Origin of the sequence: Gilliamella sp. W8128 (assembly GCF_016100545.1) — a bacterium.
Lineage (GTDB): Bacteria > Pseudomonadota > Gammaproteobacteria > Enterobacterales > Orbaceae > Gilliamella > Gilliamella apis.
In genome coordinates, this window is record NZ_JACFSE010000006.1 from 143,262 (window position 1) to 155,876 (window position 12,615).

The 12,615-nt window shown below is 36.5% G+C and carries 14 protein-coding genes; 11 read left to right on the forward strand and 3 right to left on the reverse strand.

Annotated features, from left to right (window positions below; all coding sequences use genetic code 11):
- Positions 1-40 precede the first annotated feature (40 nt).
- Entirely contained in the window at positions 41-2,242 is a 2,202-nt protein-coding gene (locus tag H3U97_RS07710) for a cation-translocating P-type ATPase (protein WP_198198641.1), read from the reverse strand.
- A 204-nt stretch (positions 2,243-2,446) separates the two neighbouring features.
- Between H3U97_RS07710 and H3U97_RS07715 the strand changes: the two genes are divergently transcribed.
- On the forward strand, positions 2,447-2,767 hold the full coding sequence (locus H3U97_RS07715) for a helix-turn-helix domain-containing protein (protein ID WP_198198686.1): 321 nt from the start codon (positions 2,447-2,449) through the stop codon (positions 2,765-2,767).
- Between the two features lie 88 nt (positions 2,768-2,855).
- On the opposite strand, the gene suhB is transcribed toward H3U97_RS07715, so the two are convergent.
- Positions 2,856-3,659 carry an inositol-1-monophosphatase gene (gene suhB, locus H3U97_RS07720; protein WP_086353750.1) on the reverse strand — a complete coding sequence of 268 codons (804 nt, stop codon included), beginning with the start codon at positions 3,657-3,659 and terminating at the stop codon, positions 2,856-2,858.
- Positions 3,660-3,931: 272 nt separating this feature from the next.
- On the opposite strand from suhB, the gene H3U97_RS07725 reads away from it, so the two are divergent.
- The 5 genes from H3U97_RS07725 to H3U97_RS07745 all read left to right on the forward strand — a co-directional run bounded on the left by H3U97_RS07725 (position 3,932) and on the right by H3U97_RS07745 (position 8,333).
- Positions 3,932-4,084 (forward strand): hypothetical protein, encoded by a 153-nt coding sequence (locus H3U97_RS07725; protein ID WP_165755129.1) that lies wholly within the window; start codon positions 3,932-3,934, stop codon positions 4,082-4,084.
- Positions 4,085-4,255: 171 nt separating this feature from the next.
- Positions 4,256-5,656 carry a VENN motif pre-toxin domain-containing protein gene (locus H3U97_RS07730; RefSeq protein ID WP_198198642.1) on the forward strand — a complete coding sequence of 467 codons (1,401 nt, stop codon included), beginning with the start codon at positions 4,256-4,258 and terminating at the stop codon, positions 5,654-5,656.
- A gap of 3 nt (positions 5,657-5,659) precedes the next feature.
- Positions 5,660-5,974: a hypothetical protein gene (locus tag H3U97_RS07735; protein WP_086353747.1), complete on the forward strand. Its 315-nt coding sequence runs from the start codon at positions 5,660-5,662 to the stop codon at positions 5,972-5,974.
- A 761-nt stretch (positions 5,975-6,735) separates the two neighbouring features.
- A complete protein-coding gene (locus tag H3U97_RS07740; RefSeq protein WP_198198643.1) occupies positions 6,736-7,896 on the forward strand; it encodes a VENN motif pre-toxin domain-containing protein in 1,161 nt (386 codons plus the stop codon).
- A gap of 107 nt (positions 7,897-8,003) precedes the next feature.
- A complete protein-coding gene (locus tag H3U97_RS07745; protein WP_198198644.1) occupies positions 8,004-8,333 on the forward strand; it encodes a hypothetical protein in 330 nt (109 codons plus the stop codon).
- Positions 8,334-8,403: 70 nt separating this feature from the next.
- On the opposite strand, the gene H3U97_RS07750 is transcribed toward H3U97_RS07745, so the two are convergent.
- Positions 8,404-8,706 carry a SymE family type I addiction module toxin gene (locus tag H3U97_RS07750; RefSeq protein WP_198198645.1) on the reverse strand — a complete coding sequence of 101 codons (303 nt, stop codon included), beginning with the start codon at positions 8,704-8,706 and terminating at the stop codon, positions 8,404-8,406.
- A gap of 271 nt (positions 8,707-8,977) precedes the next feature.
- Between H3U97_RS07750 and H3U97_RS07755 the strand changes: the two genes are divergently transcribed.
- The 5 genes from H3U97_RS07755 (at position 8,978) to H3U97_RS07775 (ending at position 12,534) form a co-directional block, all read left to right on the forward strand.
- Entirely contained in the window at positions 8,978-9,364 is a 387-nt protein-coding gene (locus H3U97_RS07755) for an EndoU domain-containing protein (protein WP_370545681.1), read from the forward strand.
- A 3-nt stretch (positions 9,365-9,367) separates the two neighbouring features.
- Positions 9,368-9,859 (forward strand): hypothetical protein, encoded by a 492-nt coding sequence (locus H3U97_RS07760; RefSeq protein WP_198198646.1) that lies wholly within the window; start codon positions 9,368-9,370, stop codon positions 9,857-9,859.
- Positions 9,852-10,304: a hypothetical protein gene (locus tag H3U97_RS07765; protein ID WP_198198647.1), complete on the forward strand. Its 453-nt coding sequence runs from the start codon at positions 9,852-9,854 to the stop codon at positions 10,302-10,304. The genes H3U97_RS07760 and H3U97_RS07765 overlap by 8 nt, the downstream gene beginning before the upstream one ends.
- Positions 10,305-10,318: 14 nt before the next feature.
- Positions 10,319-10,861 (forward strand): hypothetical protein, encoded by a 543-nt coding sequence (locus tag H3U97_RS07770; RefSeq protein WP_198198648.1) that lies wholly within the window; start codon positions 10,319-10,321, stop codon positions 10,859-10,861.
- Positions 10,862-11,538: 677 nt separating this feature from the next.
- The gene (locus H3U97_RS07775) at positions 11,539-12,534 is read left to right on the forward strand and encodes a peptidase U32 family protein (RefSeq protein ID WP_065651370.1); all 996 of its coding nucleotides are present in this window, start codon (positions 11,539-11,541) and stop codon (positions 12,532-12,534) included.
- Positions 12,535-12,615: the final 81 nt, after the last annotated feature.

Sequence of the window (12,615 nt, forward strand, 5' to 3'; positions counted from 1 at the left end):
AAATTAATTTATTACCATAAAGAATTAGGTCAAAATAAAATTATTTTGACCCAGAACGTGCTTGCCAACGTTTTAACAATAAAGCATTAGTCACCACACTTACACTGCTAAGTGCCATAGCCGCACCGGCTATCATTGGATTTAAGAAGCCGAAGGCAGCGAGTGGAATGCCAATTAAATTGTAGAAAAATGCCCAAAATAAGTTTTGTTTAATTTTATTGTAGGTTCTTCGTGAGATATCAATGGCATCAGCAATTAAAAATAGATTGCCGCGCATCAAGGTTATACTTGCTGCATGCATAGCGACATCTGTCCCCGTTCCCATGGCAATACCAATATCAGCCGCAGCTAAAGCTGGCGCATCATTAATACCGTCACCCACCATTGCCACTTTATGATTGCTATCACTATTGTTATTATTTAGACTTTCTTTTTGTAATTGATAAATATAATTGGCTTTATCTTGCGGTAAAACCTCTGCAATAACTTTATCTAAATTTAATTGCTGTGCTACATAATTAGCCGCTTGTTGATTGTCGCCGGTTAACATAACCGTATTTACGTTGAGTTGATGTAATGCATCAATGGCGCTTTTCGCTTCCGATTTAATCACATCGGCAAAACCAAATAAGGCTAATATCACAACACCATTTTCCGATTGCTGTTTGGCTAAAAATGAGATTGTATAACCTTTTTGGGTAAGTTCATTAATTTTATCCTGCATATCCACAAAATAGGCATTTAACGATTTCATCCAACGTAAACTACCTAAATAATATTCATGATTATCAATCGTTGCCATTACCCCTGAACCAGCAACTGAGGTAATATTCTGTGCATAATTATACGATTTAGCTTTCGCTAAAATTGCTTTAGCGAGTGGATGTTCACTTCCAGCTTGCATTGATGCCGCTAGTGCGAGAATTTGATCGGCAGTTTCTGTGCCCATTACATCCAGTTCAACTAATTCTGGTTTACCAATGGTTAATGTGCCAGTTTTATCAAATGCTACCGTATTAATGTTATGTAAGGTTTCAAGCGCCTCGGCATCTTTAATCAAAATACCATGGCGAGCAGCAACCCCCGTACCAACCATTATGGCGGTTGGTGTCGCCAATCCTAATGCACATGGGCAAGCAATCACTAACACGGCGACCGCATGTAGTAAAGCTTGCTGCCAATCATGAGAAATAACGCCCCAAGCAAGCAGTGTAATTAGTGCAATCAATAAAATCACGGGGACAAAAATAGCACTAATCCGATCGACAATACGTTGAATTGGTGCTTTTTTCGCTTGCGCAGACTCAACCATAGCAATAATTTTCGATAACGTAGAATCAGCTTGAACGGCCGTGGTTTTTACCATCAATAACCCTTCGCCATTAATGGTGCCACCAGTTACCACACTATTGAGGGTTTTACTAACCGGGAAACTTTCCCCCGTCAACATCGATTCATCACAACTCGATGCGCCGTCAATAACCACACCATCTACCGGAATTCGTTCACCAGGTTTGATCACAACCACATCATCGACCTTAACCTGACTTATCGGCAAACTTACCTCTTGATCACCTTGTCGAACTAACGCGACTTCCGGGCGCAGCGCGGAAAGTGCCTCAATCGCTTGGGTCGTTTGATGTTTGGCTCTTGACTCTAACCATTTACCAATCAAAATTAACGTAATAATAACCACCGATGACTCGAAATAGAGATGATCGTTATTACCAATAATAAGCTGATAAAGTGACAATCCATAAGCTGCACTGGTACCAATTGCCACTAACAGATCCATATTACCGGACAACGCCTTGGCAGCATTAAAACCACTACGATAAAATTTAGCACCAAGCCCAAATTGCACCACCGAGGCAATCACTAATTGCAACCAAGCAGGCATCATCCAATGAATGCCAAATGGCTCAAGTAACATCGGCAATACAAAAGGAATCGCTAAGATAACCGAGATAATAATCGGCCAGAGTGACGCTTGCTTATTTATATCTTTGGCGTGAATTTCCGGCTCACTAATCTTTACCGCGTGGTAACCGGCTTTATCGACTGCTGCCATTAAGGTTTCTAATTGCACATTCGTATTGGCTTCAACTGTTGCCTTTTCTGTCGCAAGGTTAACACTAACATCAATCACGCCATCAATCTTTTTTAATGCTTTTTCAACACGACTAACGCATGATGCGCAGCTCATCTCTTCCACAAAAAAACTATATTCGACGGTTTTCATTTGATGTTTCCCTTGGTTTTTGATGTGATTTATATAGCTATTGTAATATTAATTATCCTTTTAACAAGAATGCACTTTTTTGATATATACTACCTAAAAAGATACTATTGAGATAATAATGTGAAAAATAATCCGATTAATACCACTTGTTGTGGAAAAGAACATCAACCTATCACCTGTTGTCCAGTTGATGCCACAATTAATATGATTGGTGGTAAATATAAATCGCTCATTTTATGGAAACTGATGACCGAAACCACCTTGAGATTTTCGCAATTACAGAAAGAAATTCCAACCGCTACCCCGAAAATGTTAACCCAACAGCTACGTGAACTTGAAGCAAATGGCCTAATTCATCGACACGTTTATCCCGTCGTACCACCTAAAGTAGAATATTCTTTAACCAACTTTGGCAAAAGTATCAAACCAGCCCTCGAATCAATGTATACTTGGGGTAGTGACTATTTAAACAATCAAGGCTTACAAGTTAATTGTTCCATGACAGCAATAACTGATCCACAATGACCAATAGCAAATTTATTTTTTTTGATAAACGGTATAAAGACAAAATGCAGGGATAAGACAGCCCCGCATTTAGATAAAGAAAGTAAAACTAATTACGCAAATTTTCTGGCCAATCGTTTTGAGTAGAAACAAGCAGATCTTTAACGATTCTTGGATTGCCTGCAACTATGTTACCAGAAACCATATAATTATTACCGCCAGCAAAATCAGTAACCACGCCACCAGCTTCACGTAAAATCAGCTCACCTGCAGCAATATCCCATGGTTTTAAGCCAATTTCAAAAAAGCCATCTAAGCGCCCTGATGCGACATAAGCCAGATCTAACGCGGCTGAACCACTACGACGAAAATCACCACATTTAGTAAATAGCTTTTGCAATACCGCGAAATAACAATTACTGTGTTGTTTAGCTTTAAAAGGAAAAGCTGTTGCAAGCACACTACCCTCTAAATCTTTCGCATTACTTACTCGAATACGGTAACCATTTAACTGCGCACCTTTACCTCGAGCAGCCGTGAAGAGTTCATTACTCATCGGATTATACACGACAGCAACTTCCGTTTTACCTTTAACTCGAGCGGCAATCGAAACCGCAAAATGAGGAATATTCTTAATAAAATTAGTAGTACCATCAATTGGGTCGATAATCCATTGCGTGTCAGCATCATTACCTTTAGCCAGTCCGCTTTCTTCGGCAATAATCGTATGGTCAGGATACGCTTTTTTGATTGTTTCAATAATTAAAGCTTCAGCAGCACGATCGGCGTTAGTAGCAAAATCGTTAGCACCTTTAGTGTCAATTTCGATTGAACTTGGATTTTCATAAGCCTTAATGGCCACATTACCTGCTTTACGAGCAGCACGAATAGCAATATTCAGCATCGGATGCATAATTTTCTTCCAATTGATGATGTTAAAGAACGGGTTGATTTAGCAACACAGCAAGTATTACTAAAAATTGTCGCATAGTATAAAGGTTTTATACTTACTTTGCCAGCCGAGCGACGATAAATTGAAAAATAGACACAATTAATGCAAAAAATCAGGTTATATCAATGTTATAATAACTATCATGGTATAGACTTCTCAATTATTTTTACAAAATAAACCTAAATAAAGCAACTCAAAATAACCATTATCTAAAAAATAATTAACCAATTAGAATGGTTGTTGGTAGTAATGTTTTTTCACCGACCAGTGGCCAACCAACCATTTATTACCACAACGATGAAGCCTCGAATATTACCCATGCGGCAATTAGTGACGGTGAATTAATCATTCGTGACCCAGATAAGCAAACACAAGATATTAATTAACTCAGTCATGATACCGAAAATGCCCATAGCAAACTCAAAACAATCTTTAATAAAGAGGATGAGCAGACCAGATTAAACATTGTTACTAGCTTAAAAGAGTTAGGAGAGCAGGTTAAAGAGCTCGAACGCACTATTCATAAAGATGCCGGTAAAGACTCACAAGATGGCAAAATGGGCAATGACTTTAGTAAAGGCGTTGACTCAGCCGTATCGATTATTACCGGCATTATCACCGGCGATATGACCGGCGGCTTAGCTGGCGCTAGTGCGCCATGGCTAGCTGAGCAGATAAAGATACAAGCCGGTGATAACGAAACCGCAAGGTTAGTTGCCCATGCAATACTTGGTGCGGTAGTTGCTGAGCTACAAGGCAACTCAGCATTATCTGGTGGAGCGGGTGCAGTGGTGGGTGAAGTTGCGGCAGATATCATCCGCAAACAACTGTATGGCAAAGAAGTCAAAGATTTAACCGAAGCAGAAAAACAAACCATTAGCGCACTATCTCAACTAGCATCCGGCCTTGCGGTAGCTGCCGGCGGTGGTAATTTTGGCGATGCCAGTGCGGCTATTAGTAGCAGTAAAAATGCGGTTGAGAATAATTATTTAAACTCAGATGAGCATCAAACCAAAAAAGGTTTAGAATACAAAGAAAGAAAAGGTATATTAACAGATGAAGAAAAAATGGAATTACTTGAACTTCGTCTTAAAGATGATAGTTTAAGTGATGCATTAATAAATGCGTGTATTGATGTAAATAGTGATGAATGCCATGTGGAACGCCAGAAAGCCTACGATGCTTTAAAAACTTATAAGTATTTAACTTATTCAAATCCTCCAAATGCTCAAATTGGTTACCAAGAAATTGAGCATTTATTGAACAGCACATCAGCAGCAGCAAATGAATTCCATGCTATTTATAATGGATATGTAGTAAGTTTTAAAAGTTTTGGTTACAGTGATGAAGAAGCTCAAGTAATGGCTGGTAGAACCATTGCAATAATGATGATGATTAATGGTTTGGAAGGGCATTTTGCTTTACCTATAATAAATAGAGCATTAAAAGGAAGTAAATTATCAACGGCCAATAAAAGTAAAACTAGTAATATAACGGGAAAATTAGATAAAGATTATTTTGAATCAGTATATGGAAAAGAAAACGTTCAACAAGGTGGTGGAAATTATAAAGAAACAAAGGATAATATAAATAATAATCATGCAGCAAATCAACAGGCTAATAAAAGCAGTAATTTTGATGAACATGTAGTAAATGAGAAAGGCTTGGGGAATGCAGGAAAGCAAACAAATAGATTCGAACCTACAACATTAAGTGAATTACACTCTGATCTTATTTCTAAAGGCTTTCAATTAAAAGGAACTAGTACTGGAGGATATACAACTTATAAACATCCTGACGGACGTATTGTTACAGTAAAACCTACTGGTGAGGTTATCCCTACGAAACCTAAGATTGCGGAAAATGGTAAGAAATACAATGAAAGAACTGACTATGAATTTAATAGATTGAAAGATCAAAGTCATTCAACTGGTCATTTTATCAATAGGGATAAATAATATATGAAAGATCATTATTTGAAATTGGTTGACGTTAATTTATCGTTTTTTTCTGTTAAATTAGATAAAAATGAAGCTAATATAGAAATTTTAAATATGGATAATGGCGACAAGGTTTGCACCATTAATATAAATAACATTATCACATTACAATATCAAAATAATATTGATGAAGAGGATATTTTACCTGCATATATAGGTGAACTTGAGATATTAAAGAACTCAGATGATAATGTATATTATTTAAAGATGCAAGGTTGGGTAGATTTATCCTTAGTTTGTGTAAATTGTTCTATAAGTTATCCATATACAATATAGTTGTTCATCAAGATTCTTCGCCCAAAGAAGGGGGAAAATCTTTGTTTGTACTTTTTATTGCTGAAATTTAAGGGAGATAACTCTGAACCTGATCTAATTCTTGGATGATAACTTATCTATGATATCATAAACAGTATAATTAGCTTACGCAGTGTTTTACTTGTGGTTATTACAGTTTTTGCCGCAGGATAAGGGGCTAGTCATGATTAGTTTTGTCATAAAGTATCGAATATTTTATAAAAAAAGTAACACACATCCTTCATACACATAACCAAAGCAAAAAACATAAAGCAGTTTTATTAACTTGAGCTAAAAAATTTCAAAATGTCCATATAGAAAGATGTGCTATCAAATGTGCATCCTTCTATTTATTTTTACAAATAAACCTCAATAAACCAAATCAAAATAACCATTATCTAAAATATAATCAAAAAATTAGGATAATTGTTGATAGCAGTTTTTCACCAACCAGTGGCCAACCAACCATTTATGACCACAACGATGAAGCCTCGAATATTACCCATGCGGCAATCAGTAACGGTGAGTTAATCATTCGTGACCAAGATAAACAAACACAAGATATTAATGAACTCAGTCATGATACCGAAAATGCCCATAGCAAACTCAAACCAATCTTTAATAAAGAGGATGAGCAGACCAGATTAAACATTGTTACTAGCTTACAAGAGTTAGCGTCACAGGTTAAAGAGCTTGAACGCACTATTCATAAAGATGCCGGTAAAGACTCGCAAGATGGCAAAATGGGCAATGACTTTAGTAAAGGCGTTGACTCAGCCGTATCAATTATTACCGGCATTATCACCGGCGATATGACCGGCGGTCTTGCTGGCGCCAGTGCGCCATGGTTAGCGGAGCAGATAAAGATACAAGCCGGTGATAACGAAACCGCGAGGTTAGTTGCTCATGCAATACTTGGTGCGGTAGTGGCTGAACTGCAAGGCAACTCAGCATTATCTGGTGGAGCCGGTGCAGTGGCTGGTGAAGTTGCAGCAGATATCATCCGCAAACAACTGTATGGCAAAGAAGTCAAAGATTTAACCGAAGAAGAAAAACAAACCATCAGCGCATTATCTCAACTAGCTACTGGTCTTGCCATAGCCGCTGGCGGTGGTAATATTAGCGATGCTAGCACAGCAATTCGTAGCAGTAAAAATGCGGTTGAGAATAATTATTTGAGTGTAAATGAAGCTAAGCGAAAAGCTTATTTGACTTGGATAAAGCCAAACTATCTAGGTGAGGAATTAACAGAAGATGAAAAGAAAGAATTAGAAAATCTCAATAAACTAGATAAAGAACGAGATCAAATTTTACAGGATAATTGTTCATTGGGTAACATCTCAAGCTCAGCTTGTAAAGGATTGCTGCAAGAAGCATGGGAAATGCAGAATGAATATGAAAAAGAGGTTGCTAGAAGTTTAACAAATGCTGATTTATATAGAGAAGACTCAAAAAATCTTAACGAAGCATTAGTCGGTTTAGATCCCAACAGCATTATTCATTTAATTTCAATTGAAGCAATTGCAAAAGAGACAGGTAGAGATATAAAAGATGTTGCTCAACAGTATAAATATGTTATGGCTGCACATGGAATTGTATCTTCATTGGCTGGTTTGTATGGAGGAGTAAATTTTACGCAACCAAATACCAATATAGGTAAACCCGGTAATATTGTTAATAAGGTTGATGATATTGCTGTAAAAGGGAGTATTCCCGAAATTAAAGGTACTCAAGTCGGATTAAGAGATCCTGCTCAAATTGATTTAATGAAAAGCGATATGCTAAACGGAAGTTTTGAGTTCACGGCTACAAGAGGAAAAATTGCAGGATATATTGATAGTAAAGGAAATTATTATATTACCGAAGGTCATCATAGAATGGCAGCAGCTCAAGAAATATACTAAACTACAGGTGATGCAACATATATCCATAAGCTATTAGAAAATGGTAAATGGGATAAAACTAATAAAGTCCCTGTTGATGCACGGCCTCTACCAACAAGGAAACCATGATGAAGAAAAATGAAATATATGTGGAAATGTTAGGACGAACATTAACTTATATAAGAAACGTGCAGTCACAAGACTCGACTAGAAAGGCGAAAGATATATCATGTTATTATGAGGCTGAATTAGTTCATAATTTATTAATTACTATTTTTGATGCTGAATTTGAGCAGCATGATATTTGGTTTTTAAATCATCAGGCTCGATATTATTATGAGAACTGTAATACCGAAATATCTATTAATTATGATAAGCAAGTTAGTTTTATTAAAGAACTCTTTGCTATGGTTCCTGTAGAACTTAAAAATAAGCTGACATGGAATGGACCCATATAATTTGATCCATTACATGCCATTAGTGAAGTTAACCTCAACTCAATGATAGGGTGGATTCTGACTATCCGTTTTACTGATTAAGCTTAACGGTGATATCACAGATGCGCTGCTGGGTCTGTTGTATCTCTTCGAGTAACTTACGGTTATCCGTCTGGTGTTTAGGTTCGGTGATGATGACTAAACAACCCTGCATCACCCGGATAATCAGCGGTGTACCGGTGGTAAACCCGGCCTGATTTAGCCATTTACCCTTAAGATGAATAGCCGGAATACTGTCATCACTGCGGGACGGCAGATTACCAACGGTGTAATGCCGTTCAATCTTGCTCTTCTGGACAATCATCTTATCCAACGTAGAATATACCTTAGTCATAATAACTACTCCTATAGTTGTTGTGATTAGTAGGTTAGCGGTGGTGGTACACCGTTAATCTGCGTCTATTTTACTGCTCTTCTTTAGCCGCCTTGTCTTATTCAATCAACTGCTTAACCTGATGTTTTAAAATAATGCTGGAAAAGGCACGACGAGTACAGAAAGTAAAGTAGGAGAGTATCTCAAAGACTTTAAACCATCACCAACACCGACCGAGTTAGTTCAACAACAAGCTGGTAAAGGTACTCAGGTAACAATCAATACCGATCACATTTTAAATGGTGAAATTAAGACTTATAGAGACGGCACGAATGTTGGAACAGGAGGACATTATTTAAAAGATCCAAATATTAAAGTAGATAAGTGGTCAGGTGAAGCCGATGCAAATGGTGTCACGAAAGGGTATATATCGGTCAGAGATCCTGCTACAGGTAAGTGGTATGAAAAGCAGGCTGAAACCACATTCTTCCCTAAGCATTGGTCTAAACGTCAAACGGAAATGGAAATAAAAAGTGCTTTTGAAAATTCAAAACCAGATCCTAATTATGAAGACAGGTGGATAGGAATATCTTCAAGTGGAATAAAAATAGGAGGTTACTATAAAATACCAAATGGTACTGGCGCAACGGCGTGGCCGATTTATAATAAAGGTAAATAATGTATGAAAAATAGAAAAATATATTTATATTGGACGGATTTTTATGATGGATTCTGTCCATCAGGAAGGTTGCCTGAGGAAAATATTCGATATACACCTAAACAAGGTTACGGTGTATGTGAGATTGCATGTTTTCTATTTGATGAAATCCAATACTCAGTTAACTCAGTCAATATCTGGATTAATAATCTAACCGATTTAGCGAATAGTCGAGCACCGGACGGCAAGTTTGCTGTTGGTAATGCTCATTGGGTATTAATTACCGGCGATTACGTTTTTATTGGTAATGAATATGTTGAAAGGCAACAGGTGATCCTTACTAGGGAACAGCTTTTATATATTCTGGAACAATATAAAGCCTTTTTAGAAGGGAACAATGAAGATCCTAATAATCCACCCGCTCCGATAGATGTAGAGTTTATTGCCGAAGGGCAAGAGGCGGTTGATCTTTATAATAGTTTAGAAGGAAGTCATCAAGTTTTCTATCTTGAATAACGAGGATGAGCAGACCAGACTAAACATTGTCACTAGCTTAAAAGAGTTAGGCGAACAGGTTAAAGAGCTCGAACGCACTATTCATAAAGATGCCGGTAAAACGTTAACTCCTGATTTTAATGCTCAGGAAAGCTATCTGAATGGTCAAAAGGTAAAATGGGGAACAGACGGGAGTGTAAGACCAGATTTTTGTAATGGTACTACTTGTTCAATAGAAGTAAAAAATTATGATATACAAAATAATATTAATGGTTTGATTGATAATGTTTCCAAACAAGCCATTGAGAGAAAAAAACATCTACCATCAGGAGTACAACAATTAGTTGTAATAGATATTCGCGGTCAAAAAATAACTGCCGCACAGCAATTTAAAATAAAACAGGGTATAAAAAATAAATCAAATGGAATAATTAAGCCTGAACAAATTGAATTTAAAACAAAATAGGAGGTGAGTAAATTATGTTAATAAAAATTGGTTTCAGAGGTGGTGGGTCAGTATATGAATTAGGTACAGATAGTGATATGCAGCTATTTTTTGACTGCATTTCATATTATGTTTTACCTAAATATCCTGACCAAAATTGGTCACTGATTACTGACCGCTTATATCGTCGTTATTTAAAATTAGAAGAGTTAGATGCCGCCGTAGCATTAATGAAATTGGTAGAAAAAGAGTTTAAACAGTTGGATAGAGAAGCATTTGATTGGAGTAAAATATTATCAGGTCAAGTTAAAAGTGATTTAGATAGAACTAAATCAACTTTATTTGAAATTTTTGGTGAATATTTTGAAGCATTTTATGAGTGTATTGAATGTGCTATAAGAAATTATGAATGGTTTAAATCAGATCCCGATTATAAATATCAGCCGGTAATGGTAGCATATACTACAATACCGGATTTAATTACCTACAAGCTGATCCCTTTATCTGTTTTCGATAATTTACAACCTGATGAAAAACCAATTTGGTGGACAGGTAAAATTCCTAAAACCACAACTTAGTTACTTTTTAACTTACCTCTAATCCCCTTTACCTAAAAATTTTAAGGAAAGGGGGGGGATAGATATTATTACTGATTTTAATTTCACATTAATATTGTATTATTGAGTTCATTTAGTCTAGTATTTCCAAATCCTGATGTCTAAAATTATCTTCAGCGACTTATTATTGCTTAATTAATAGCCCACGGATATTCAAATATCAATAAGACGGTATACACTCCTCAATTATTTTTACAAAATAAACCTAAATAAAGCAAATCAAAATAACCATTATCTAAAAAATATAATCACCAATTAGAACTGTTACTGGTAATGACAGTTTTTCACCGATTGGTGGATAACCTCGTTTATTACCACAACGATGAAGTATTGAATATCATTCATTCAACAATAAGCAATGGTGAATTAATCATGTTGCTATATTTTATTGGGGAAAATATAAAATAAACATTTCTAAGTCGCAGGCGCAAGTCACTAACTTTTACCTAGGTATAGCAAAGATTATGCCTAGGTAGTTGATATCAGAAACAATTTCACTATTAATTATCTTTTTACATGACACTATTGATCTATCATTTATTATGTTTTTAGTGACTTTGCCTGCTTTCTATTCGCATTACAGCCAGAATTATTGCATAATACACGGCGAATAAAATGCAGAATCTAAAGGTATAAATATGGAACTTCTTTGCCCTGCCGGCTCGTTACCATCATTAAAAATAGCAATCGATAACGGTGCTGATGCCGTTTATATTGGTTTGAAAGATGATACCAATGCTCGTCATTTTGCGGGATTAAATTTTAATGAAAAGCGTTTAATTGAAGCATCCGAATATGTACATAAGCATGGTAAAAAGTTACACATCGCAATTAATACCTTCGCTCATCCGGAAAACTTTGAGCGCTGGCAATATGCAGTCGATACAGCAGCAAACATTGGTGCCGATGCCCTAATCATTGCTGATTTAGCCATGCTTGATTATGCAGCCGAAAAACATCCTAATCTTGAACGCCATGTCTCGGTTCAAGCATCATCAACCAATGAAGAATCAATTAAGTTTTATCATAATAACTTCCAGGTGCATCGTATTGTTTTACCGCGAGTGTTATCCATGCATCAAGTAAAACAGTTATCACAAGTCTCTCCAGTGCCATTGGAAGTGTTTGCATTCGGCAGTCTATGTATTATGGCGGAAGGTCGCTGTTATTTATCCTCATATTTAACCGGTGAATCTCCCAATACCGTAGGAGCTTGTTCACCAGCGAAATTTGTCCGTTGGGAAGAGACCGATAAAGGACTTGAATCTAGACTGAATAATGTATTAATCGATTGCCATAAGAAAGGTGAAAATGCGGGTTATCCAACCTTATGTAAAGGACGCTATTTTGTTGGCGATGAACTTTATCATCCTATTGAAGAACCAACAAGTTTAAATACCATTGAACTATTACCTGAACTATTTGCGGCTAATATTGCCTCAGTAAAAATTGAAGGTCGCCAACGTAGTCCAGCTTATGTGGAACAGGTGACCAAAGTTTGGCGACAAGCTATTGACCGTTATAAAGCGAATCCTCAAACATTCCAAGCAGAAAAGAATTGGATGGATACATTAGGATCAGTATCAGAAGGTACACAAACGACATTAGGTGCTTACCACCGTAAATGGCAATAAAATATAAACATATTTACTCATGTTTACCAATAAAATAAATATGATACTCATCTAAATGACTTTTGATATTAGCGTTAGAAA